The organism is Pedobacter boryungensis (genome assembly GCF_013204825.1).
Classification (GTDB): domain Bacteria; phylum Bacteroidota; class Bacteroidia; order Sphingobacteriales; family Sphingobacteriaceae; genus Pedobacter; species Pedobacter boryungensis.
This window is the reverse complement of the sequence record NZ_JABMKV010000002.1, coordinates 984,177-1,009,162: the sequence shown is the minus strand read 5'-3', so window position 1 is coordinate 1,009,162 and position 24,986 is coordinate 984,177. Positions and strand designations below refer to the sequence as shown.

Here is a 24,986-nt window from a genome sequence, read left to right as displayed (position 1 = left end):
ATCTTCCCAAAGTAAATAGCCTTTTACCGTTTAGAAAAGCGCTTCGACCGTTACGTAAAGAGCATCTTCCCAAAGTAAATAGCCTTTTACTGTTTAGAAAAGTGCTTTAACTCAAATGCGAAGGGCTTCGACCGTAAGTCGAAAGACATTTCTCGACGAGAAATGATCTTCTCTCCTCTAGAAATCTTCATCTCTCGTGAAGAAAAACCGATAAACATAAGGGAAAACAGTTTACCTCTCAATTTAAGCACATTAAGTCTACAGAAACTAATCAGTATGATAGACTTAGCACCCTAAAAGATGATTTTTTAAAGAAAATACAATGACTAAGTTTACCAATCGACTCTCTTTTAGCAAAAATTTATGAACAACTTACTTCATCTTAAAATAGGGCAAGTTTACCAAGTTAAAAAGACCTTCATTGATTTCGACGGAATTGTTCACGATATTGGTGAGATTTGGACTTATCAGGGAACAAATTTTCTTGCACATGCTGATGGCTTACACTTCACGTTTTAAGGGATAATAAACCTATTGTTTACCGACTACAATGGTATGAGGAAGAACAAACTGAGATTATCGAAAACTTTAGTGATTATGTGAACCCTTATAAAATAATTGATGGTTAATAATATGTGTTTGTCAGCGAATTCACTTCAAAAATGAATTCATATTATCATAACTTCAGCACTATAAAAGAGCTCAAAAACCAAAAACTTGTCTAATCATAAGCCGCCACAATGAATGAAAGTATAGAAGAAATATTAAATAAAACACTCCACAGACCTTTTGGCATGCCAAAAGGAAATTGGACCTACTATCAAGAGTGGAACAAGGCATTATTTTTACATTGGGAAGTTCCTTTTGAACTTTTAAAAAAATGTGTCCCTTCAAATCTATCAATTGACACTTTTGAAGGTAAATGCTACATTTCATTGGTTGCTTTTACGATGGAAAAAATTAGACCCAAATATTTTCCATCGGTCAGTTTGATTTCAGATTTCGATGAAATAAATATTAGGACTTATATTGATAATAATAACAAGAAAGGTGTTTACTTCTTGAATATAGAAGCGGGGAAAATAATTTCTACATTTTTAGCGAAAGCAATTTCAGGACTTCCATATGAAAAATCAAAAATCAGTAGAAACGATAAAGTTTATAAATCAGAAAATTCTAAAAAACATTTTAAACTTTATACAGAGTTTAATGTTGGAGACAATTTGAAAAGCAAAACAGACCTCGCTATGTGGTTGACTGAAAGATATTGCCTATATCTTGATAAAGACAGTGAAATTTATCGTTATGACATTCATCACAAAGAGTGGGAACTAAAAAGCGTAAATATAAAAGAACTACAAGTAACCTATACCATTGGTGAAATTAATCTATCTGAAAGAAAACCTGACTCAGCACATTATTCGGAAGGAATAAAGGTAATTGCGTGGAAAAGAAAGAAATTATAATAGTACTGTAAAGGGCTTAACCATTTGCGAACATTAAATAAACAATGAACACATGATAAACAATGTAAAAATAGTAGACACTAAAGTACTTTCTGACAATTGGTATGTGCTTAAAAAAATAACCTACGAGTACACCAAAGAAGATGGCACCACACTTACTCAAAGCAGAGAAGCTTACGACAGGGGAAATGGAGCTACCATTTTACTGTATAACAAGGCACAAAAAACAGTGATCCTAACCAGACAATTTAGACTTCCAACTTTTGTGAATGGAAATGAATCTGGAATGTTAATTGAAGCCTGTGCAGGCTTGTTAGATAAAGATAACCCTGAAGATTGTATTAGAAGAGAAACCGAAGAGGAAACAGGCTATAAAGTTACCGAAGTACGAAAAATTTTTGAAGCCTATATGTCTCCAGGTTCGGTAACAGAGATTTTGTATTTTTTTGTGGCCGAATACGCAAAGGAAATGAAAGTAACAGACAGTGGCGGCCTTGAGCATGAAGAAGAAAATATTGAAGTATTAGAACTTGATATTGCCCAAGCAATGCAAATGATAGAAACTGGAGAAATTAAAGATGGAAAAACCATCATGTTACTTCAATATGTAAAACTGAACAACATACTTTAAAACTATGATGATACTTATAGCAGGGCCTTATAGAGGAGGCACTAACGACGATCCAATTTTGATAAAAAAGAATTTAGATAAACTTGAATCGGTTGCCTTGCCATTATTTCGTAAAGGACATATCCCTATAATTGGTGAATGGGTAGCTTTACCCTTAATGCACTTAGCTGGTTCAAAAGAAATTGGAGACAGTGCATGGGATGAAATACAATATCCTGTTGCACATCGCCTTCTTGAAAAATGTGACGCAGTTCTTCGACTTGAAGGAGCATCAAAAGGAGCCGACAACGATGTGAGAATTGCACAAGAGCGGGGTTTGAAAATTTATTACAGTTTAGACGAAATCCCTAACTTATTAGAAAAATAAACCTATGTAGGGCAAGCCTAGTTTGTAAAGGATAGAAAAACCATCATGTTACTTCAATATGTAAAATTGAAAACATTCTTTAAGGAACTAATCCAGTAGTCGTCATTACGAGGAACGAAGCAATATTACAACTATAGTAGGATATCCTGTATAATGCTTTAAGTTTGCTTCGTCCCTCGCAATGACGCAGTAAATACCTTAAATTACGTAGCAAAAAACAATGGAAAACATTAGCATTGAAAAAATTACGATTAAGGACGTTAACCAATTACAACAAATTGGCAAGCAAACTTTTTTCGAAACCTATGCTGAAAGTAATACGGAAGAAAATATGAATAACTACTTGGAAAATAGTTTTTCGACCGATAAACTTACAGCTGAACTGAGTGACGAGCATGCTGAGTTTTATGTGGCAAAAATTGACACAAGAATAATTGGTTATTTAAAACTTAATTCTGGTCCATCTCAAACAAAATTAAAAGATAATGATGCTATAGAAATTGAAAGGATTTATGTGTTAAAAGAATTTCATGGAAAGAAGGTAGGTCAAATGCTGTATGATAAAGCAATTGAAGTAGCCCGTAGCAAAGGGATAAATTATATTTGGTTAGGGGTTTGGGAAGAAAATCCCAGAGCTATCAGTTTCTACAAGAAAAATGGCTTCGTTGAGTTTGCCAAACATACATTTATACTTGGAACAGAAGAACAAACGGACATCACGATGAAACTAACCTTACAAAACTGAATTTTTGGGCAACTTATAACAAACAGAACTTATTGATGACGTATTCACTTAACGACATAGAGGAAATAGTAACGGAATTGGCTTTAAAAATCCATGTTCCACTAAATCTTCTACCTAGTTTCGGAAATCAAAAATGGGACGCCCATCCTTATATTGAAGTCGACAATTTAGGTTATATGTTTTACATTATCTCAGAGCGGGGGCAAGAATACGAAAGGAAAGGAACGAACAACATCGATGATTTACTCTATTGGATTTTTGCTAATGTGACTTTTGCGATGGCTTCTGACTATGAATTAAAAAATAGAATAGCGGACAAAGATTCCAGAAGAATGATGTTTCAAAAGCAGGAGGAATTATTGGGTCAACTTAATGATAGTTGGAGACAAAAGGAAAACGCTAGACATCACAGCATTCTGGAATCCCATCCCTTTGATGACTTAGCAGGACTTCGTGCCACTTACTGCGGCCAGCTTAGACAACAAGGACTTTCGGAGCCAGAGATTTACAAATTGGCCTACGAAAAATATCCAGCGAATTAAAGAAACTGCTTGTTAGTCGTTTGACAAAAAAACAGTCTGCATATTAGATGGAAACTTTATACCTTAACGCAAAGATTTAATTAAGACTATGGCACAAAATAAATTACTGCGAATGGACAACATGGGCATCGTTGTAGAGTCATTAGACGATGCGATTGCTTTTTTTACAGAGATAGGTTTAAAACTTGAAGGCCGAGCTATGATAGAGGGAGAATGGGCAGGTAGTGTGACTGGGCTAGGCAATCAAAGTGTAGAAATTGCCATGATGATTACACCAGATGGTCACAGTCGATTAGAACTTTCACGGTTTCTAAGTCCGCACACCATTTCAGATCATCGCACTGCGCCTGTAAACTCTCTTGGTTATTTAAGAGTAATGTTTACCGTGGAAGACTTAGAGGAACTGGTAGCAAGGTTGATCAAAAAAGGCGCAAAACTGGTAGGTGAAATAGTTAAATATGGAGAAACCTATAAGCTGTGTTATATTCGTGGCACCGAAGGACTACTCGTTGGTTTAGCAGAAGAACTTGGCAAAAAGTAATTGATCAACCTAATATATTAAGAATGAAAGACGAAAGTAAGAGAATTGAAGATGCTGAGATTTTAGACATAGGCCCTTTTTATCATGGAACAAAAGCAGATTTGAAACCTGGAGATTTACTTACAGCTGGTTTTAACTCTAATTATTATGATGAAGTGATTATGAACCATATTTATTTTACTGCCCTACCTAATGGTGCCGGACTTGCTGCTGCCCTAGCCAAAGGCAATGGAGAAGATCGCGTTTACTTAGTTGAGCCTACAGGAAGTTTTGAAAATGATCCAAACGTTACCGACAAAAAATTCCCAGGTAATCCAACACGTTCTTATCGCAGTACAGCACCATTAAAAATTGTGGGCGAAGTAACGGATTGGGTAAGGCTAACACCCGAAGAACTTCAACAATGGCGAGAGCGAATAGCAAATCTAAAAGCAGATTCAAATGCAAAAATTATCAATTAAACCTTATCACTTATGAACAACAAAAAAGGATTATCATTTCCATTAATCATCATTGCTGTCGTTTTAGGCGTAACAATTTATAAACAATTCGATTTTAAAAGTTTCACATTTGAAAGCCCTGCCATGGCGGTAATCTATATTTTAACTTTTTTAATGACGCTTTACTTCTTATTTAAAAACCCTAAAGAAAAACAAGAATAGCTTTAGAAAAGGGTGCAATGCATTGAAGATTGGAAATATCTCTTGTCCCTAGTAGCGTTTAACAGCTTATATGCGTATACATTGGAAACCAACCAAATAACTCATCATGAAAAAAATTTTACTTACCGCATTCAGTTTATTTTTCTTAACAGTTGCATTTGCACAAACTGAAGTTTCCGTTGCCTTTAACTCAGGTTTATTTTCTTTTGGAGGAAGCTCTGCTGCCAAAACTTCTTTTATAATTGTAGGTAGTGAAAATAATTACACCAACAATCCTTACGGAGAAAAAAATGGTTTTGTATATGGTTTATCAGCCAATGCTAAACATATTTTCGTTAATCATTTCTTAGTCGGATTAGACTTAGGCTACGAAGCGATGAGCAGTAAAATTGACATTGATTTCGCTTCTACCTATGCTACAGGGTCTTCATATGTGAAAGCAAGCGGGGAAAGTAAGTTAACTACGCAATTTTTAAACCTGCACCCTAATTTCGGTTTTCGTTTTGGCAAATATAAAACAACGCTCGACTTAACCGCTGGAATGGACATAGGCTTTATTTTAAAATCACAAGAAAAAGGAGAAGCTAAAATAGCAGATGGAACAGTATATGCTACAGACGGAGATAGAAAAAACTTAAAAACAGATCTTAGACCACGCATTCAATTAACAGCAAACTACCAGAAATTTTGTGTGTATGCAGGTTATTCTTATGGCTTAAGCAATTATTTGGAAGGCATGATTGGTGGTGGACCATGGGAAGCCCATTCACGAGTAATCAGATTTGGTGTAGCCTACCGAATTAACTAATCGCATTAGCTATTTCTGCTGGTAAGACATCAGCCGATAGCGCAACATATCGTCTTGCTCAGCTTGACTGGGCATCTTAATGCATTAATCATTTCTTTTTATCGCTTTAAGATTCCCGTTTTCACGGGAATGACGCATGTGGCCTACAAATAAAGATCCTTCGACAAGCTCAGGATGACGAACATGGAGGAAAAGCATAGTAGAAAAGAATAGAACCCAAAAACTGCATTTAATTATTTATTGTTAGCACTAACACCAATCATCAGCAATCGTAATTAATTTTTAAATTGCAGCAGTTTAACTGCTATGTCAAAATTATCCCTTACACTTCTACTTGCCCTATTTTCCTTTACAGTCGCTGCTCAAGTTAAGCCAACAGATAGCGTTAAAAAGCTAAATGAGGTAACGGTAAAAGGATATTACAATCCGCAGCCCTTACTCAGATCGGTTGGTACAGTTAGCATTTTAGATAGCAATCAAATTCAAAATCAATCTACCTCTTCGCTAATTGGTTTGATAAATACAGCGCCCGGAGTTCGCATGGAAGAACGTTCTCCCGGAAGTTACCGTTTATCGCTTCGTGGAAGTTTGTTGCGTTCGCCATTTGGCATTAGGAATATCAAAATATACATCGATGATTTTCCTTTTACAGATGCAGGCGGCAATAGCTACTTAAACTCGCTAGATGCTACCGCCATTAGTGCCATGGAAATTTATAAAGGTCCGCAAGCAAGCATATTTGGTGCAAATACAGGTGGCGCTGTTTTAATTACATCGCCATTGGCAAACAACAACCAAGTTGAAGTTGGTTTAACTGCTGGTTCTTACGGACTGTTTCATCAGAATGCAAATCTTAGTCAGGTATTTAAAAATTACAAATTCAACATTGTTCAAGGTTATCAGCAAAGCGATGGATACCGAGAAAATAGTGCATTAAAACGAAAATATATTCAGACTTCACAACAGTGGGACTATTTGACAAAAGGTCAGTTAAAAGCTTTCTTGTTGTATAGCGATTTAGATTACCAAACCCCAGGCGGATTAACCGTTGCACAATTAGCAGCCAACCCAAAAGCTGCACGACCAGCAACGCCTACTTTACCGGGTGCAGTGCAACAACAAGCAGGCATCTTTAACAAAACATTTTTTGGCGGACTATCGAATAGTTATAGTTTCACCAGTAACTTGAAGCATGTAATTGCTTTGTATACTGCGCACACAGATTTTAAAAATCCATTTATTACCAATTACGAGAAAAGAACAGAAAGTACCATAGGTTTAAGAACGTTTATCGAATACGCTAAAACAAATAAAAATCTAAACTATACCTTACAAGGTGGCTTAGAAACAGCAAGCACCAAAACGAACATTAACAATTTTGGAAATACCAATGGCTCGCCTTCTACTTTGCTTGCATCAGATCATCTAAAAGCCAACCAAAGCTTTACGTTTTTACGTTTAAATTTCGATATCCAACAGCGTTTATTGGTAGAGGTTGGTTCTAGTTTAAACTTTTACGGATACAACTACCAATCTTATTTCCCTTTGGCATTGGCTGAAAAAGAAAAAACGTTCAAAAAACAGTTGATGCCTAAACTTGCTGCGTCTTATTTAGTTAATCGCAACTTTACAGTAAGAGCATCCGCAAGTAAAGGTTACTCACCTCCTACACTGGCCGAAGTTCGTTCCTCAGATAATGTCATCAATACCAATTTACAAGCAGAAGCTGGTTGGAATTATGAAAGTGGCCTTCGTTACCAAACTACCAATAAACGAATTGATATAGATGCAACTGTATTCTATTTCAATTTAAAAGATGCGATAGTAAGGCGACTAAACACAAACGATGTAGAATATTTTATAAATGCAGGTGGAACAAAGCAATTGGGTACAGAATTTCAGGTAGCTACATGGCTAATTGAACCCACAGCAAAAGGCTTCATAAATGGTTTACAATTAAGAAGCAGTTATACCTACAGTCATTTTAGGTTTGATGATTTTAAAAATGCTTTGCAAGATTATTCTGGAAATAAATTATCTGGCGTACCTACGTACACAATCGTCAGCAGTTTGCTGTTTAATTTCGACAAAGGTTTTTATCTATTTGCACAGCACAATTATACAGCTGCTATTCCATTGAATGATGCAAATACAGTTTTCGCAAAACCGTATCACTTAGCTGATGTAAAAGCTGGAATGAGGAATTTAAAAATTGGTAAAGTAGCTTTCGATCTTTCTTTTGGGGTGAACAATCTGTTTAATCAAAGCTATAGTTTAGGCAATGATTTAAACGCAGCAAATAATAGATATTTTAATGCCGCCGCAAGGATTAATTATTATACGGGTTTGGTGTTGAAGTTGTAATTTATCATTCAAATATCTATTTGATGATGTATTGTTTTATATTAGTAAATGATAAGCCATGTTATGGCTTTATGCAAATAGCATTATCAGTATTGGAGCAAATAATGGCAGATATAAACTAGTTAGCTGTAATTATAACCGACAATTTGCAGTATAAATACCTAAGTTTTAGAACGCTTGTAAATTATTAATTATTTATGATAGAATTAATTGCCCACGACCTTGTAAAGCATGATGCACTAAAAAAATGGATTGTTTTCACAAATGAAGATGTAGTGAATAACTATGAGGCTGTATTTGGAGAACAAGGCGTTCATAATCTTAATATCGCCATTAATAAATTGCAACGAGACTTTTATGAAATCAAACGATATTACCAGTTTGTAGGGATAATTAAGTACAACCACATTAATAATATGTTGACAATGAACCTATTTGAATCTGATGATATGGATAATTTTTTAGATGGAGTTTTATCTTTAAAAGACCAGAATTGGAAAAGCGATGACATCTCAAAAATTGGCGAAATCACGCATCAAATATTAGATAATCAAACCGAAAATCTAGCAAGAATAAGGATTAAGAAACTTATCTAAAGCTTTAATCAATAATTCGAAAAAATGAAAGAAAAGCCGATAAAAACAACTCTGATCGAGAAAATGAAATATAAAAATATTTTATTCTGCACATTTATGTGTATTGTTATTTCATCTTGTAATAGTTCAACACCTGACACTAAACCAGAATCACAACCAGATACTGTTTTAAGGTTATCTGACATCCCTAGATTTGACACAACTGGAAAGCAGTCCATTTACAGAGAGGTTTCCCCCTACGAGGTAAAAGGAATTGACCCTCCTGAAAGGGAAAAAGATAAGTTATATGAGGAATACAATCGACCTTATAGCCATTTTGAATTTATAGAAAAAGCTTATTCCAATTTATCATCAATGGGTTATAAAGTTGGAAGTATCGTAGAATTTTCTTATAATTTACTTCAAGACACAGTTTGGGCAAAAAAAGTATTTTTTGAACTTGATAAACATTGTACAAAAACATACTTAGGAACAGAACGTGCGTTTTTGGATTCCATTAAAAACGCAAATAACATATTAATAAAACTTAAAAATGACCCACAAAACACCCTTAGAAAGAAAACTCGGCGTGAATATTTAAATAAATAAAGTATTTACGAATATCTTATAATAGCAACCCAATCTAGCGCAAGCGTCCCACTTGTGTTATAAATTAGCCAAGTAACTATTGCTGCACTATCTTCAAAGAAAATCAAAAACTAACCCAATGATCATCGAATCACTAAAATCTTTATTCGATAGAGATTTGAATAAATTAAAAAATGAAATCGACTTATACCAAAACGAAGCTAACCTTTGGATAGTTGATCAACAAATCGCGAATTCTGCAGGGAACCTTTGTCAACACTTAATTGGAAATTTGAATGCCTATATCGGTGCCGAAATTGGAAAGACAAATTACGTTAGAAACAGGCCGCTAGAATTCTCTTTAAAAAACATTCCCAGAGCCGAACTCATTAAAAGCATAACGCAAACACAGCAAATTGTAGCTACCTCACTCGATAAATTAACTGATGAAGAATTGGACAAAGAATTTCCAATTTTAGTTTTTGAAGCGAAAACTTCCACCGAATATTTCTTAATTCACTTAACAACACATTTAGCCTATCATCTTGGGCAAATAAACTATCACAGAAGGCTTTTGGATATATAGACTAATCTATTCCCCTCATTTTTGGCTACTACAAAAGTAGATTTGGCTAAGTCTGTTTTTCAACTTCGGTGCAATTTTGTATAGTCAAGCTAAATAGCATAAAAAATGAAAGTAGTATTAACAGGCTCATTAGGGCATATCAGCAAACCACTTGCAATACAATTGATTGCAAAAGGACATTCGGTAACCATCATCAGCAGTAAAACCGATAAACAAGAAGAAATTGAAAAGATGGGTGCCAAACCCGCCATCGGAACGATTGAAGATCTAGAGTTTCTTTCCAACACATTCAAAGGTGCAGATATCGTTTATTTGATGGAGCCACCTTTTAACTTCTTCGACCCTACCATTGACATCACTGGATATTGGTTAGACATTGCCAAGAATTATGCGCAAGCCATTCAGCAATCAGGTGTTACAAAAGTGATCCATCTGAGCAGCATAGGCGGTCATACCGACCAAGGCGTAGGACTATTAGCCACGCACCATTGGGTTGAAAATATTTTGAAAGAACTGCCAAGCACTGTTTCCATCAAAACTATGCGACCTGTTGGCTTTTATTACAATATGTTTGCTTTTATTCCTTCCATTAAAAACGCAGGAAGTATTTTTCAAAACTACGGCGGCGATGAATTTAAGGAACCTTGGGTTTCGCCATTAGATATTGCAGATACGATTGCTGAAGAAATTGACTTGCCATTTGATGGAAGAGAAATCCGTTACATTGCAAGTGATGAAGTGACGCCAAATGAAGTGGCCGCAATTTTAGGTGAAGCCATTGGAAAATCCGATGTAAAATGGGTTGTAATTTCGAATGAAGATTTTATTGCAAATTTACAACGAGTGGGTTTTAGTTCGCAAGGCGCCGAAGGTTTGGCAGCAATGAACCAAGGCAGAATGAGTGGCGTTTTATACGATGATTATAACAAGAACAAACCAACGTTAGGCAAAGTGAAACTTACTGACTTCGCAAAAGATTTTGCAATGGTTTTTAATCAGGGTGCTCATTAATAGGAATAGTCCTTTTAAAAAACAATTATCTTTGAGGTATGAAAGTGCATAGATTAAAGTCGATTAGTGAGTTTCATGAATTGAGAGGTTTACCTAAACCCGAACACCCTTTAATTAGTGTGGTAGATTATGCTCAAATCTATGTAGCACCAAGTGATAACATTGAAAATTTGACATTTGATTATTACAGCATTGCGCTAAAAAGAGGCGTAAATAAAATGTACTATGGTCAACAAGCCTGTGATTTTAACGAAGGGGTATTGTTTTTCATGGCACCAAATCAAGTGTTAAAAATCATCAATAGTCAGGATGAAGAAATTAAAAGATCAGGGTGGATGTTGCTCATTCACCCAGATTTTCTTTGGAACACTCCGCTTGCAAAAACCATTAAACAATATGGATTTTTTGATTATTCCGTGAAAGAAGCATTGTGGCTTTCTGAAAAAGAAGAAAATGTAATTCTAAACGTTATTCAGAATATTAAACAAGAATACCATTCAAATATTGACAAGTTTAGCCAGCGGATCATCATTTCGCAAATTGAAACCTTGTTCAACTATTCAGAGCGTTTTTATCAAAGGCAATTCATTACCAGAAAAAAGATCAATCATCAAATACTTGATCGATTAGAAACATTGTTGTCAGATTACTTTAACAGTGGCGATTTAATTTCGAAAGGTTTGCCAACTGTTCAGCATGTTGCCGATGAGTTAAATGTTTCTCCAAATTATTTGAGTGGTTTACTCAAAATGCTAACAGGGCAAAGCACACAACAACACATTCACGATAAATTGATTGAGAAGGCGAAAGAAAAGATATCTACGACAGCACTGTCAATAAGCGAAATTGCTTACGAATTGGGCTTTGAACATCCACAATCATTCAGCAAACTTTTCAAGACAAAGACTAACATTTCACCCTTGGAGTTTAGGCAATCGTTTAACTGAAAAATTAAAGTTTAAGCAACTACTTATACAATGAGGTTTCCTTATAATATCTCCCTTTATATTCTAATGGAGACATACCTGTAATTTTCCTAAACACTTCTCTAAAGGCTTTTATATCAGCATAACCAACCTCATACATGACTTCGCTTACGGTTTTTCGATTGGTTTCAAAAGCCTTTTTAGCCACTTCTATCTTCACTCTTTGTGTATATTCTATGGGGGTATTTCCTGTTGCTTTAATAAACCTGCGGTCAAAATTCCTTCTGCCTACATTAAACTTAGCCGATAAATTCTCTATGCTGATTTTTTCCTGCAAGTTATTTTCAATGTATTCTTGCGCACTTTTTACCACATCATCACTATGTGTTTTTTGACCTATAAAAATTGCAAATTCTGATTGTGCATTCCGATCCAATTCTATTTGGAAAACTTTAGAACAATAAATGGCAGTTTCTCTGTCGTAATATTTTTCAACCAGATACAGCATTAAATTCAAAAAGGAATAAGCACCACCATTGGTATAAATCCCTTTTTCATCGGTAATCAACTTATCGATTTGTAAATTAACTTTAGGAAACATTGCTCTAAAATTATCCGTTACCGACCAATGCGTAGAGCAACTTTTTCCATCTAGCAAACCAGATGCAGCTAGCATAAACGCACCTGTGCAAATTGTTGCGATTTCTGCACCGTTTTTATATTGTTTCTCTAGCCAATCCAAGAGCAAATCATTTCCAGCTAAAGCCATTTCATAGTTATGGTTTAAGGAAGGAATAATGATCAGGTCGGTTTTAGCAATAGCTGATATATGGGTATGTGGCTTTACCGTAAATAAACCATTATTAAATTCTACCTTTTCAGCAATGCCAGCTAACTGAATATTAAACAATTCATTTTTACCCTTAGCTTTACCATATGAATTTGCTTTTGTAAATATTTCATAAGCGCCCGTAATACTACTCAGGTTGTTATCACCATTAGGGACAATAATTGTAAGCTGTTTCATTGCTATCATTTTATACAAAGGTATCATCTTTGCTTGTCCAAATCAACCCATCATAAAGTCTATTTTACACCATATTTACTTTATATTTAGACATTACATTTGTGATGTTAGATTTATATAAAGATTGATATGGCAACAATGACACAAACAGAAACTAGCGTTAAAATCGTATTAGACCGTTGGAATGCATCGATAAAAAGTGGTGATGCTTTAATTAGCACCTTAACTGACGAGACCTTCCAAAAACAAATTGCACCAGGTAAAAACAGAGGTATTTATTTATTAGGTCACCTTATTGCAGTTCACGATGATATGCTGATTTTATTAGACATGGGCGAAAAATTATATCCAGCATTAGCTGAGCCTTTTATAAAATCTCCCGATAACGTTGCAACGCCGATGCCATCAGTAGCAGAGCTACGAGCGTTTTGGACAAAGCAATGTGAAGTATTAAAGCAAAAGTTCGATGCATTGACAATAGACCAATGGTTTGAAAAACATACGGCTGTTTCTGCCGAAGACTTTGCTAACGAACCGCATCGCAACAAGTTAAATATCATCATTACAAGAACCTCTCATTTGCAATATCATTTAGGTCAATTGGTTTTATTAAAGTAATCAAACAATGAAAGCATCAAATTTTACAACAACTATTGTAGTTGACCATTCTCCCGAAGAAGTATTTAATGCAGTTAATAATGTACGCGGTTGGTGGAGCGAAGAAATTGAAGGAAATACCCAAAAATTAAATGAAGAATGGAGGTATCATTATCAAGATGTACATGTGTGCAAATTGAAAATAGTGGAGTTCGTTCCAAATGAAAAAGTAGTTTGGGAAGTACTAGATAACCATTTTAGTTTTACCAAAGACAAAGAGGAATGGAAAGGTAACACCATTGTTTTTGAAATAACTGAAATAGGCGATAAAACTCAGCTTCAATTTACGCAGGTAGGCTTAGTACCAACCTATGAGTGTTATGATATTTGCGAAAATGCTTGGAACACTTACATTCATCAAAGTTTGTATAAGTTAATCACGACTGGGAAAGGTGAACCAAATGGTAAAGACAAACCGCAAACGGAAGATGAAAAAGCATTATCATCTACTAATTTCACTAGTACTTTTTTTGTCAACCAAACTCCTGCAGAAGTATTTAATGCCATTATGAATGTGGGTGCCTGGTGGCAAGGCGAAATAAAAGGAAGCACAAAAAATTTAGGTGATGAATTTGATTACCAAATGAATGATGTTCACTTTTCGCGACAAAAATTAGTTGAGCTAATTCCTAACGAAAAAGTGGTTTGGTTGGTTACCGACAGTAAACTAAGTTTCTCAAATCAAACCGAATGGACAGGCACAAAAATAGTTTTTGAAATTAAGGAGATCAATAATAAAACTCAGGTTCGTTTTACACATGAAGGTTTAGTGCCAACTTTCGAATGTTATGAGAATTGCTCTTGGGCTTGGGGAGCATTGATGCAAGAAAGTTTATTTAGCTTAATCACCACAGGAAAAGGTACCAATGTTTTTGGGGCAAAGGAGAATTAAATGTAAATTCAAATTTTGTAATTATATTGCATTAATACTACGAGACACCTTAAACGTAAACCACATGAGAAAAATAATTTCATTTATGCACATATCCCTTGATGGTTTTGTAGCGGGTCCGAATGGAGAAATGGATTGGATTAAAGTTGATGAAGAAATTTTTGATTACGTTGGTAATCGGATTGGCGAAGGAGATACTGCCTTATATGGACGAGTGACATATGAAATGATGGAAGGCTACTGGCCTACCGCAGCTGATAGCCCGACAGCGAGCAAACACGATATTGAACATTCAAAGTGGTATAGTCAAGTTCACAAAGTTGTCTTATCAAAAACTATGAAGGATGCAGAGCTAAACAATACTACCATTATTAGCGACAATCTTGCTGATCATATCAATGAAATAAAAAAACAATCAGGTAACGACATCTTACTTTTTGGTAGTCCGACGGCAACGCACTCACTTATTGAACAGAACTTGATAGATGGCTACTGGCTATTTGTTAACCCGATTATTCTTGGACAAGGCATCCCTTTGTTTAAAGGTATTACTGAGAAAACAAAACTGAAGCTCTTAAACTCCCATCAGTTTACTTGTGGCGTAACTGAATTGAATTATACTGTTGATTGATAAGGATAAAATATGAACCAAGAAATTCCAACCTACAACAACAGTAAAACCGAAGGCGAAAGAGAAATTTGTGACCACTTAGCTAAATTAATTAATAAGGAGCTTAGCTTAGCAGAAAGTAAAATTTGGCATGCACATCCTGTTTGGTTTTTAGAAGGTAATCCAATTGTTGGATATAGCAAACAAAAGGCTGGAATAAGACTTATGTTTTGGAGTGGAGCGGGTTTTGAGGAAGAAAATTTAAATGTAGTCGGTAAAAAGTTTAAAGATGCTTCTATTTTTTACACCAATTTTTCCGAAATTAAACCTGAAGAAGTAAAACGTTGGTTAAAAAAGTCGATAGAAATACAATGGGATTATAAAAACATTGTGAAAAGAAAAGGACATTTAGAACGATTGAAATAACGAATTTCAGTAATTATGCCGCAGATTTTAAAATGTGGCTAAACATTAATAAGATGAATGCTACACCAGAACATGATCAGAAAATTGCAAAACTAACTTTCGCATCTGTATACCCACACTACGTTACAAAAGTTGAAAAGAAAGGTAGGACTATTGCAGAATTACAACAAGTAATAGAATGGTTAACTGGTTTCGATGCAAAAAAACAACAAGAACTTATCGATGAAAAAGTAACGTTCGAAAAATTCTTTCAGCAAGCTAAACTAAATCCTAATGCACAACTCATTACTGGAGTAATATGTGGCTATCGAATAGAAGAAATTAAAAATCCTTTAACGCAACAAATCCGCTATTTAGATAAAATCATAGATGAATTAGCAAAAGGCCGTAAAATGGAAAAGATTTTACGAGAAGAATAAGAACAAATTTTCTGACCTACTCTCTTAGCAATTTATCATCATTACGAGAGGCAATCTTTCCTAGGCGTCGTCATACCCAACTCGATTGGTATCTTAATGCACTTTAAGATTAGATATCTAAGCACTTCGTGATCGCCGTTCACTGGAATGATCTATTAGGAATGAATCAGCCCAACTCGATCGTTTAATCGTAATACGTTAATTAAGTAAGTCCATACTGGTGTTCGTCATTGCGAATTACTAAGCAATCTTAATACACCATCGATATCGTTTATCCTTTTTCAATTTATTTTTATTGATATTCAATAATTATTTTACCTTTGTCATATAATTTAAATTTTATAATTATGACAACACAATCCACTACTATTCTAAAAGTCCTCAACATTTTGTCCTGGATTACCTTTGTTGGACTTTGTGTAAAAGCAGGTATGCTTTTATGCTATTATATTATGGCTATGTACATCAACCCTATGGGTGCAAAAAATTTAGCATTAAATTTAGATTTATCGCACCTACACGCTTATGATATAATAGACTACTCTATTTTAGTTGGCTGTATGATAGCCATTACAGTATTAGAAGCCTTATTATTTTATTGTTTAATTCAAATCTTCTTGAAAATTAATATGGTTAGCCCTTTTAGCGAAACCATTGGTCAATTGATTAAGAGAATGAGTATTTTTTCATTATTCGTCGGTCTGTTAAGTGAAGTAGCTGTAGGCTATGCAGGTAAATTTATAGCCCTAAAATTAAATCTTCCAAATCTTACCGAACATATTGGGCTTGGAGATGCCTTTTTATTCTTTGCAGGCATCTTATATTTTATATCCTTATTATTTGCAAGAGGCATTGAATTACAACAAGAAAACGAATTAATCATATAACCATGTCAATAATTGTAAATTTAGATGTGATGATGGCTAAACGAAAGATGTCTTTAAATGAACTTTCAGTAAAGGTTGATTTAACACTTTCCAATTTATCCATTTTAAAAACAGGAAAAGCAAAGGCTATTCGTTTCTCTACTTTAGAAGCCATCTGTAAAGTCTTAAACTGTCAGCCTGGAGATATTTTAGAATATACGAATGATGGAGAATAATGTATAATACGGTTCTATAGAAATAGCACTTTCATTACTAGGATTACACAACAAAGACTTGGCAACGAAACTATAATTAGTGCCATGTAAGCAAGTATTTTTCTGTTTTTTTTTATTTTAAAACAGGAAACAAGCAATATACAATTCAAAATTAATAAAGCGAGCAGGAAATAAGATTGGATGTTTGTCAATAAAAAATGTCCGAAAGCATAGTAAAGTAGCGTAGCAAATAAACATGTCATCAACACATTTACAAACCATAAATACTTAAAAATCGTTATCATTTATCAATTTGAAAAAAATGTTGAAATTCAGTCAACCAAAAAAATCATCCCTAACTCTCTCGCAGAACGCGAACGTTGACCGAATTTTCAACATGAACAAATGTAGGATAAAGCATTTTTCCTTAAAATCATCTTTTAGGTGCCTTATTTTATCATAAAATCAACACATAAGGATTAGAAAGGGTTAATTTTTACAACTTATACTATAGTATAACCACTACTTCCAGTAAGATCTATTAATAGTGATAAATTATTTTTATGTTATTTAACCGTATCAGATAACAATAAGAATAAATAAAAACCTCTTTTCTTAATATATAGAAACAATCAATTTGCAATAAAACTTTTGTGCATGAAGCGTATTGCATCCTAAAGGAGATCAAATAAAGAATTTTAATCATTCAACTATATTGATTAGTTTTCGGTTGTTTAATTTAAAAAACCAATAAACTCGATCTAACCTTCACAATTTCATGAGATTATTTTCTATCACCTGTATTTCATTCGCTCTCATCTTTGCTTCTTGTGCCTGCAAAAAAGCTATCAAGACTTCAACCGATAATGGCAATCCTACTATTCCACCAGTAACCACACCCGTTGCCAGCGATGTAGCTTTTTGGTTAACCACAGGAGATAAATCAGCTTTGCTACAAAAACAAAACGTTGCCCTGAACTTTACAGCTACCAATAACAGCTATACTACATTAGAAGTAGATGAAGCTCAAGTCTTTCAGCAAATTGATGGTTTTGGTTATACCTTGACTGGTGGAAGTGCAACCTTATTGAATAGTTTAGGCAGTACTGAAAAGGATGCTTTACTGAAAGAATTGTTTTCGACTGAAGATGGGGCGATTGGCGTGAGCTATTTGCGCATTAGCATTGGTGCATCTGATTTAAGCGCTAACGTTTTTACTTACAACGAACGACCAACGGGGCAAACGGATATCAACCAAGATAATTTCTCTATTGCTGCAGAAATGACAGATTTAGTTCCTATCCTGAAAAAGATTTTAGCCATTAACCCAAATATCAAAATATTAGGTTCGCCGTGGACAGCACCAACCTGGATGAAAACTAACAATGCCTATAAAGGTGGAAGTTTAAAACCAGCTTATTATCAATCTTACGCAACCTACTTTGTAAAATATATTCAGGCAATGAAAGCGCAAGGCATTCCAATTGATGCCATTACCATTCAAAACGAGCCTTTACATCCAGGCAATACGCCAAGCATGTACATGGAAGCAGCAGATCAGGCTATCTTTATTAAAACAGCTTTAGGTCCAGCATTTCAAACAGCAGGTATCACTACCAAAATTATTGTGTATGATCATAATGCCGATCGTCCAGATTATCCAATGGCTATTTTAGCAGATCCTGCGGCGAATCCTTATGTTGATGGTTCTGCATTCCATTTATATGGTGGCAACATCTCGGCACTTAGTCAGGTTCACGAAGCCTACCCAAATAAAAATATCTATTTCACTGAGCAATGGGTTGGCGGACCAGGCAATTTTGCAGAAGATTTAAAGTGGCATGTTTCAACTTTAATTATTGGCGCAACGCGTAACTGGAGCAGAAATGTGTTAGAATGGAATTTAGCAGCAGATGCAAATTACAATCCACATACACCAGATGGCGGTTGTACCACTTGTTTGGGTGCATTAACGATTAGTCCAGCAGTAACCAGAAATGTTGCTTATTATATTATTGCGCATGCCTCAAAGTTTGTTAGACCGGGTTCAGTACGAATTGGTTCTACGCTAAATAGCACTTTAGCAAACGTTGCCTTTAAAACCGCAGATGGTAAACGGGTATTAATTGTAAGCAATACAAGTACAAGTGGGCAAACATTTAACATTAAATATAATGGCAAACTAGTTACTACTTCTTTACCAGGTGGTGCAGTTGGCACTTTTGTATGGTAGTTTAACGTCTTTATTTTGTTGATTGATTGAGTTAGTCCCGGTTTTACTGGGACTTTCTCTTTTATAACATTAGTTACCCTTCCTGCAAAGTAGCTAACCAATAATCACGTCATACCCAACTCGATTGGGTATCGTAATGCATGTAATAATTTTAGACTCCCTCAATAGCTCTTAGATAAATCAAACCTTTATCTCTTATATCTGTTATCAATACTGGAAATTTAAAACGAGTATGAAAAAATTAGCTTTTCTTTTAATCGGCTTTGCCGGATTTATAGTTGCTTGCCAAAGCAATAAAACCGAACAAAATGCAAATGATGCAGTTGCTTTAGATACAAATGTACAAGCCGGAACACAACAATTTTGCTATTCTTACATAAAAGATAAAGATACCGCCACATTAAAAGTAATGACTAGTGGAAACATTACTACGGGCGAATTAAGATATAATTTATACGAGAAAGATAAAAACAATGGTATTGTTGAGGGAGAACTTCATGGTGATACTTTACTAGCCGAATATACTTTTAACTCCGAAGGAAAAGAATCAGTTAGACAAGTAGCTTTTCTAAAAAAAGGAGATCAATTGTTAGAAGGTTTTGGAGATGTTGTGGAAGGGAAAAATGGCAAAATGATGTTTAAAGATACTTCTAAGCTAACCTTTGGCCAGTCTATAGTTTTTACGAAAGTAGATTGTCAGTAAACTTTAGGCAGTATTATTGCGAGGCATGAAGCATCTTTAACAAAGATAGGCATCTATTAAATGCTTTAAGATTGCTTCGTGCCTCGCAATGACGATTTAAAATTTTTACTTTCTTACTTCAAACCCTTCAAAACGTTCCCAAAAACCATCAACTGGAAGTTTGGCAAATATTTTAACTGGTTCTTTTTGCACAGGGTGGATAAATTCCAATTGTCTAGCATGTAAACAAATGCTTCCTTTTCTGCTCCCACGAGGATAGCCGTATTTATTATCACCTACAATTGGGCAATTCATTGTAGAAAGCTGTACTCTAATTTGATGTGAACGACCTGTTAACGGATTTACCTGCAATAAATAGAAGCCACCAACTTCTCCTATCAGTTTATAATCTAATTCAGATCTTTGGCTATCTGGCACCTCTTTATTGTAAGCCGCAACTAAATTTTTTTGTGGGTTTTTAATGAGATAGTGCACTAAATTACCTTCCAATCGTGCAGGCTTATTCCGTACAACTGCAAAATAGGTTTTACGTACTTCTCGGTTTTTGAAAACAGCATTCATACGTTCTAATGCTTTGCTGGTTTTAGCAAACAAAATTACTCCACTTACTGGTCTATCCAAGCGGTGAATAACACCTAGAAACGCACCATTTGGCTTATTGTACTTAGCGGCTAAAAATTTCTTAACCTTTTCGTCCAGGGGTTCATCGCCAGTTTCATCCACTTGCACAATATCACCAGCACGTTTATTAACGGCTATCAAGTGGTTATCTTCGTATAAAATATCTGCTTCTGTAATGGACATTTTTTAGTACTGCTCCTTTTCGTTCGGGAAATCTTTTGCCTTTACATCTTTAATATACGATTGGGCTGCACCTAAAATTCCATCGTATAAATTAATATACTGACGTAAGAAACGAGGCTTAAATCCTTTAGTTAAACCAATCATATCATTTACGACTAACACCTGCCCATCGCAGCTTGGACCAGCACCAATACCAATAGTTGGAATATTTACACTCTCTGTAACTTCTTTAGCCAACTTAGCCGGAATTTTCTCTAGCACTACTGCAAAACAACCTGCATTTTGCAAAGCGATGATATCAGTTTTTAACTTGTTTGCTTCTTCTTCGTCTTTAGCCCTAACCGTGTAGGTTCCAAACTTATAAATAGATTGAGGTGTTAAACCCAAATGTCCCATTACAGGAATGCCTGCAGTAATGATTCGTTGAATTGACTCTACTACTTCAACTCCACCTTCCAATTTTACACCATGTGCACCAGACTCTTTCATGATACGAATAGCAGAATTTAAGGCTTCTTTTGAATTTCCTTGATAAGAACCAAAAGGTAAATCGACTACCACAAAAGCACGACTAGCTCCTCTTACAACACCTTGAGCATGATAAATCATTTGATCTAAGGTAATTGGCAAAGTAGTTTCGTGACCAGCCATTACATTAGATGCAGAGTCGCCTACTAATAAAACATCTAAACCGGCATCATCTAAAATAGTTGCCATAGAATAATCATAAGCAGTTAGCATCGCGATTTTTTCACCACGATGTTTCATTTCTTGCAAAATGTGTGTGGTAATCCGCTTAATTTCTTTGTTTACAGACATGTTCTTTGTTTTGTAAAGCAAAATTAGGTTTTATTATTGTAAAAGGAAGAAAGAACCTTTAGGAATAATGGACTTGATATCTTAGAAACCTGAGCTCACTTGGCTAGATTTCTTTTTAAATGTTCTAATCTGTCTTAGGTGGTAAATATTGTTTCTTACAGATTAAAATTTCAAAAAATATATTGAAAAAACCATTGAAAAAACTAACTTTGTATCCTGAAATGAATGAGTTCGATCAGATTTCTTTATCTTTTTACAAAAACGGCATAACCGTTACGAAATTCCATTCTTTTTTCTCTTTTTTCACCTTCCATATTTATTGTACACATGACTAACTACACCAAGTTACCTGCGATTTTGTTATTGGCCGATGGCACCGTTTTTTATGGCAAAGCAGCTGGTAAAATAGGCACTACTACTGGCGAAATTTGCTTTAATACAGGCATGACAGGCTACCAAGAAGTATTTACAGATCCTTCTTACTTTGGTCAGATTATGGTAACTACCAATGCACATATTGGTAATTATGGAATGCATAAAGAAGAAATCGAATCGGGATCTATAAAAATTGCTGGTTTAGTTTGTAAGAATTACAACATTCTTTATAGTAGAAAAGAAGCATCAGAATCAATACAAGACAACTTCCAAAATGAGAATATTGTTGGTATTTCAGAAATTGACACTCGTGCACTGGTTCGCCACATTCGTAATAAGGGTGCAATGAATGCTATCATTTCTTCAGAAATTACTGATTTACAAGAATTGAAAAAGAGATTAGCCGAGGTACCAGACATGGATGGATTGGAGCTCTCTTCTCAGGTTTCTACAACAGAACCTTATTATTACGGTAATCCAGATGCTAATTATAAAATTGCTGCTTTAGATTTAGGCATCAAGAAAAACATTTTGCGAAACTTTGATGATAGAGATATTTATGTAAAAGTATATCCAGCCAAAACAACATTTGATGAAATGGACAAATGGGGTGCAAATGGATATTTTATTTCAAATGGCCCTGGAGATCCAGCAGCAATGGAATATGCAATTGATACAGTTAAATCTATTTTAGCGGCAGATAAACCTTTATTCGGGATTTGTTTAGGTCATCAGTTATTAGCTGAAGCAAACGGGATTGGAACCATGAAAATGTTTAACGGACATCGTGGATTAAACCACCCTGTTAAAAATATAATTAAAAATCATTGTGAAGTGACTTCTCAAAATCACGGTTTTGGTGTTATTCCAGAAGAAGTTAGAAAATCTGATAAAGTAGAAATTACACACATCAACTTAAACGATCAGTCGATAGAAGGTATTCGAGTAAAAGGTAAAAAAGCATTCTCTGTACAATATCACCCAGAGTCTTCGCCAGGTCCGCATGATTCTCGCTATTTATTTGATGATTTTGTTGGCTTAATCAAAGGTGATTTAGTTTGGTAACTTATTAAACAACAAGAATAAATGAAGAGCAAAGATTATGTCTTTGCTCTTTTTCGTTGTCCTTTATCCGTCAAAAACATCATTTCACCGACATTTTTATGTTTTTAATAAAAATTCACTTTCTATTCATCTAAACCTTCTTACATTTATGCCCATGGAAAATAGAAACGCCATTATCAGCGTGAAGAACCTGGTAAAAAATTACGATGATTTCAAAGCAGTTCAAGGCTTAACCTTTGATGTTTATGAGAACGAAATCTTTGGGCTACTTGGCCCCAATGGAGCTGGCAAAACAACTACCTTAGAAATTATTGAAACGCTCCGTCCTAAAACTTCGGGTGAGGTAACTGTAGATGGACTTTCTATTGATAAGGATCAAAATTCAATTAAACGAATTATAGGTGTTCAATTACAAGCCGCTGGTTATTACCCTAATTTGAATTTAGTAGAGTTGCTCGAATTATTTTCAGGTTTATATGGTGTAAGCATTAAACCAATGGAAATGTTGGCTAAAGTAAACTTGCAAGATAAGGCTAAAGCAAAATATAAAGCTTTATCTGGCGGACAAAAACAACGTTTTTCTATTGCAACTACACTTATCAACTCACCAAAAATTATCTTTTTGGACGAACCAACAACTGGTTTAGATCCGCAAGCTCGTAGAAATCTATGGGATTTGATTACTGAAATTCGCAACAACGGAACTACAGTCGTAATTACCACTCATTATATGGATGAAGCAGAGCAGTTATGTGATCGTGTTGCTTTTGTAGAACGAGGGCAAATTATTGCTTTAGATACGCCAGATCAATTGATAGATAATTTAATTGCAGGTGGTTTTGAGCGCAAAAAAGAAGTAAAAAAAGCAAATTTGGAAGATGTATTTATCAATTTAACCGGTAAAGAGTGGCGTGAAGATTAATCAAACCCAAACATTCCAGTATTTTAACCTTTCAATCTTAAACAATGCAAACTTCATATAGTAACACAAAAGCCACTTTAGCATTAGCAAAAGCAAGTTTCAGATCAATTATGCGCAGTCCATCTGCTGTAGTTTTCACCTTAGCTTTTCCCTTAATTTTTATTCTTGTCTTCGGGTTTTTAGGTGGTGGAGGCACCAAGATTGATGTCGCTGTAGCACCAGGTTCAGATTTACAAAATCCAATTATAGCTGCATTAGAAAAAATTTCTGTCATTAGGCTAACTAAAAATGGAGATTTGGCAAGCATCAATAAAAGTTTAGAGAAAGGAGATTTTGATGCAGTAATTGATGTAGAAAAAAACCCTGCTCACCTACCAGCCTATTTTACAAATGTTAAATATACCTCTGCATCTTTAGATAAAGGCAATATTTTAAAATCGGTTTTAAACGAGCTTTCTTATAATTTAAACACTCAGAATTTAAAGCCAAACGTTACAGAAATTAGAGCAAGTACAGTAAATGGTCGTTTATATCGTACAATAGATTTTATCTTGCCAGGACAATTGGGTTTCTCTTTATTGAGCACAGGAGTATTTGGTACTGCCTTCGTGTTCTTTAGTTTACGTCAAAATTTAGTGATTAAACGTTTCTTTGCTACACCAGTAAAGCGCTCAAGCATTGTATTGGGGGAAGGTATGGCTCGTATTGGTTTTGCCTTATTAGGCGCTTTATTTATTATTTTAATCGGGCATTTTGCGTTTAACTTTACCCTTATTAATGGGGCGGTCACTGTGATAAATATGCTCGTCTTAGCAACAATGGGTATAGTTGTATTTATGGGCTTCGGTTTCGTTGTTTCTGGTTTAGCAAAAAGTGAAAGTACAATCCCTCCTATATCTAATATCATTACGTTACCCCAATTTTTATTATCAGGTACTTTCTTTTCTATTGATGCATTTCCAACTTGGTTACAGCCAATAAGCAGAGCTTTGCCCCTAACCTATTTAAATGATGCAATGCGTAAGGTAGCTTTTGAAGGTTCAAACCTTTGGGATGTGAAACACCAATTGCTAGTCATGTTAATTTGGGGGATCGGAATTTATGCTGTAGCCGTTAAAACCTTCAAGTGGGAATCTTAATT

Annotated in this window: 31 protein-coding genes; 28 read left to right on the top strand and 3 right to left on the bottom strand. The window is 34.9% G+C overall.

Annotated elements, in window-relative coordinates; genetic code table 11:
• The first annotated feature begins 363 nt into the window (after nt 1-363).
• From HQN85_RS11140 to HQN85_RS11065, 16 genes are all read left to right on the top strand, one after another.
• A complete protein-coding gene (locus HQN85_RS11140) occupies nt 364-519 on the top strand; it encodes a DUF3601 domain-containing protein (protein ID WP_173272155.1) in 156 nt (51 codons plus the stop codon).
• A gap of 221 nt (nt 520-740) precedes the next feature.
• The gene (locus HQN85_RS11135) at nt 741-1,466 is read left to right on the top strand and encodes a YqjF family protein (protein ID WP_173272153.1); all 726 of its coding nucleotides are present in this window, start codon (nt 741-743) and stop codon (nt 1,464-1,466) included.
• A 52-nt stretch (nt 1,467-1,518) separates the two neighbouring features.
• Nucleotides 1,519-2,097 carry a GDP-mannose pyrophosphatase NudK gene (nudK, locus tag HQN85_RS11130; protein ID WP_173272151.1) on the top strand — a complete coding sequence of 193 codons (579 nt, stop codon included), beginning with the start codon at nt 1,519-1,521 and terminating at the stop codon, nt 2,095-2,097.
• A 4-nt stretch (nt 2,098-2,101) separates the two neighbouring features.
• Nucleotides 2,102-2,464, top strand: coding sequence for a DUF4406 domain-containing protein (locus tag HQN85_RS11125; RefSeq protein WP_173272149.1), 363 nt, complete (start codon nt 2,102-2,104; stop codon nt 2,462-2,464).
• A 220-nt stretch (nt 2,465-2,684) separates the two neighbouring features.
• Complete coding sequence (locus tag HQN85_RS11120) at nt 2,685-3,209, top strand: GNAT family N-acetyltransferase (protein WP_173272147.1); 525 nt, start codon at nt 2,685-2,687, stop codon at nt 3,207-3,209.
• Nucleotides 3,210-3,244: 35 nt separating this feature from the next.
• Nucleotides 3,245-3,751 (top strand): Imm63 family immunity protein, encoded by a 507-nt coding sequence (locus HQN85_RS11115; protein ID WP_173272145.1) that lies wholly within the window; start codon nt 3,245-3,247, stop codon nt 3,749-3,751.
• A gap of 88 nt (nt 3,752-3,839) precedes the next feature.
• Nucleotides 3,840-4,292, top strand: coding sequence for a VOC family protein (locus HQN85_RS11110; RefSeq protein WP_173272143.1), 453 nt, complete (start codon nt 3,840-3,842; stop codon nt 4,290-4,292).
• A 23-nt stretch (nt 4,293-4,315) separates the two neighbouring features.
• Nucleotides 4,316-4,753 carry an NAD(+)--rifampin ADP-ribosyltransferase gene (arr, locus tag HQN85_RS11105; RefSeq protein WP_173272142.1) on the top strand — a complete coding sequence of 146 codons (438 nt, stop codon included), beginning with the start codon at nt 4,316-4,318 and terminating at the stop codon, nt 4,751-4,753.
• Nucleotides 4,754-4,765: 12 nt separating this feature from the next.
• Complete coding sequence (locus tag HQN85_RS11100) at nt 4,766-4,954, top strand: hypothetical protein (protein ID WP_173272140.1); 189 nt, start codon at nt 4,766-4,768, stop codon at nt 4,952-4,954.
• Between the two features lie 106 nt (nt 4,955-5,060).
• A complete protein-coding gene (locus HQN85_RS11095; protein WP_173272138.1) occupies nt 5,061-5,762 on the top strand; it encodes an outer membrane beta-barrel protein in 702 nt (233 codons plus the stop codon).
• Nucleotides 5,763-6,068: 306 nt separating this feature from the next.
• On the top strand, nt 6,069-8,126 hold the full coding sequence (locus HQN85_RS11090; protein WP_173272136.1) for a TonB-dependent receptor: 2,058 nt from the start codon (nt 6,069-6,071) through the stop codon (nt 8,124-8,126).
• Between the two features lie 197 nt (nt 8,127-8,323).
• The gene (locus tag HQN85_RS11085) at nt 8,324-8,722 is read left to right on the top strand and encodes a hypothetical protein (RefSeq protein WP_173272134.1); all 399 of its coding nucleotides are present in this window, start codon (nt 8,324-8,326) and stop codon (nt 8,720-8,722) included.
• 24 nt (nt 8,723-8,746) lie between these two features.
• Nucleotides 8,747-9,310, top strand: coding sequence for a hypothetical protein (locus tag HQN85_RS11080; RefSeq protein ID WP_173272132.1), 564 nt, complete (start codon nt 8,747-8,749; stop codon nt 9,308-9,310).
• Between the two features lie 118 nt (nt 9,311-9,428).
• Nucleotides 9,429-9,875 carry a DinB family protein gene (locus HQN85_RS11075; protein WP_173272130.1) on the top strand — a complete coding sequence of 149 codons (447 nt, stop codon included), beginning with the start codon at nt 9,429-9,431 and terminating at the stop codon, nt 9,873-9,875.
• A gap of 105 nt (nt 9,876-9,980) precedes the next feature.
• Entirely contained in the window at nt 9,981-10,886 is a 906-nt protein-coding gene (locus HQN85_RS11070) for an NmrA family NAD(P)-binding protein (protein ID WP_173272128.1), read from the top strand.
• Between the two features lie 38 nt (nt 10,887-10,924).
• Nucleotides 10,925-11,833: a helix-turn-helix domain-containing protein gene (locus HQN85_RS11065; RefSeq protein WP_173272126.1), complete on the top strand. Its 909-nt coding sequence runs from the start codon at nt 10,925-10,927 to the stop codon at nt 11,831-11,833.
• A gap of 19 nt (nt 11,834-11,852) precedes the next feature.
• On the opposite strand, the gene HQN85_RS11060 is transcribed toward HQN85_RS11065, so the two are convergent.
• The gene (locus HQN85_RS11060; protein WP_173272124.1) at nt 11,853-12,839 is read right to left on the bottom strand and encodes a GlxA family transcriptional regulator; all 987 of its coding nucleotides are present in this window, start codon (nt 12,837-12,839) and stop codon (nt 11,853-11,855) included.
• Between the two features lie 129 nt (nt 12,840-12,968).
• Between HQN85_RS11060 and HQN85_RS11055 the strand changes: the two genes are divergently transcribed.
• From HQN85_RS11055 to HQN85_RS11015, 9 genes are all read left to right on the top strand, one after another.
• Entirely contained in the window at nt 12,969-13,457 is a 489-nt protein-coding gene (locus HQN85_RS11055) for a DinB family protein (RefSeq protein WP_216847262.1), read from the top strand.
• Between the two features lie 7 nt (nt 13,458-13,464).
• Complete coding sequence (locus tag HQN85_RS15775) at nt 13,465-14,388, top strand: SRPBCC family protein (RefSeq protein WP_173272122.1); 924 nt, start codon at nt 13,465-13,467, stop codon at nt 14,386-14,388.
• A gap of 64 nt (nt 14,389-14,452) precedes the next feature.
• On the top strand, nt 14,453-15,019 hold the full coding sequence (locus HQN85_RS11045; protein ID WP_173272120.1) for a dihydrofolate reductase family protein: 567 nt from the start codon (nt 14,453-14,455) through the stop codon (nt 15,017-15,019).
• A gap of 12 nt (nt 15,020-15,031) precedes the next feature.
• Nucleotides 15,032-15,424 (top strand): DUF1801 domain-containing protein, encoded by a 393-nt coding sequence (locus HQN85_RS11040; protein ID WP_173272118.1) that lies wholly within the window; start codon nt 15,032-15,034, stop codon nt 15,422-15,424.
• A gap of 32 nt (nt 15,425-15,456) precedes the next feature.
• Nucleotides 15,457-15,843, top strand: coding sequence for a DUF2200 domain-containing protein (locus tag HQN85_RS11035; RefSeq protein WP_246249720.1), 387 nt, complete (start codon nt 15,457-15,459; stop codon nt 15,841-15,843).
• Nucleotides 15,844-16,190: 347 nt separating this feature from the next.
• Nucleotides 16,191-16,730, top strand: a complete 540-nt coding sequence (locus tag HQN85_RS11030) for a DUF2975 domain-containing protein (RefSeq protein ID WP_173272116.1) — start codon at nt 16,191-16,193, stop codon at nt 16,728-16,730.
• A gap of 2 nt (nt 16,731-16,732) precedes the next feature.
• Entirely contained in the window at nt 16,733-16,945 is a 213-nt protein-coding gene (locus tag HQN85_RS11025; protein ID WP_173272114.1) for a helix-turn-helix domain-containing protein, read from the top strand.
• A gap of 757 nt (nt 16,946-17,702) precedes the next feature.
• On the top strand, nt 17,703-19,157 hold the full coding sequence (locus tag HQN85_RS11020) for a glycoside hydrolase family 30 protein (RefSeq protein WP_173272112.1): 1,455 nt from the start codon (nt 17,703-17,705) through the stop codon (nt 19,155-19,157).
• Between the two features lie 232 nt (nt 19,158-19,389).
• Nucleotides 19,390-19,860: a hypothetical protein gene (locus HQN85_RS11015; protein WP_173272110.1), complete on the top strand. Its 471-nt coding sequence runs from the start codon at nt 19,390-19,392 to the stop codon at nt 19,858-19,860.
• 105 nt (nt 19,861-19,965) lie between these two features.
• On the opposite strand, the gene HQN85_RS11010 is transcribed toward HQN85_RS11015, so the two are convergent.
• Nucleotides 19,966-20,664: an RluA family pseudouridine synthase gene (locus tag HQN85_RS11010; protein ID WP_173272108.1), complete on the bottom strand. Its 699-nt coding sequence runs from the start codon at nt 20,662-20,664 to the stop codon at nt 19,966-19,968.
• A 3-nt stretch (nt 20,665-20,667) separates the two neighbouring features.
• Nucleotides 20,668-21,483: a 3-methyl-2-oxobutanoate hydroxymethyltransferase gene (gene panB / locus HQN85_RS11005; protein WP_173272106.1), complete on the bottom strand. Its 816-nt coding sequence runs from the start codon at nt 21,481-21,483 to the stop codon at nt 20,668-20,670.
• A 327-nt stretch (nt 21,484-21,810) separates the two neighbouring features.
• On the opposite strand from panB, the gene carA reads away from it, so the two are divergent.
• The 3 genes from carA to HQN85_RS10990 all read left to right on the top strand — a co-directional run bounded on the left by carA (nt 21,811) and on the right by HQN85_RS10990 (nt 24,984).
• On the top strand, nt 21,811-22,923 hold the full coding sequence (gene carA, locus HQN85_RS11000) for a glutamine-hydrolyzing carbamoyl-phosphate synthase small subunit (protein ID WP_173272103.1): 1,113 nt from the start codon (nt 21,811-21,813) through the stop codon (nt 22,921-22,923).
• A 154-nt stretch (nt 22,924-23,077) separates the two neighbouring features.
• Nucleotides 23,078-23,845 (top strand): ABC transporter ATP-binding protein, encoded by a 768-nt coding sequence (locus HQN85_RS10995; RefSeq protein ID WP_173272101.1) that lies wholly within the window; start codon nt 23,078-23,080, stop codon nt 23,843-23,845.
• A 44-nt stretch (nt 23,846-23,889) separates the two neighbouring features.
• Nucleotides 23,890-24,984 (top strand): ABC transporter permease, encoded by a 1,095-nt coding sequence (locus HQN85_RS10990; protein ID WP_173272099.1) that lies wholly within the window; start codon nt 23,890-23,892, stop codon nt 24,982-24,984.
• The last annotated feature ends 2 nt before the right edge of the window (nt 24,985-24,986 follow it).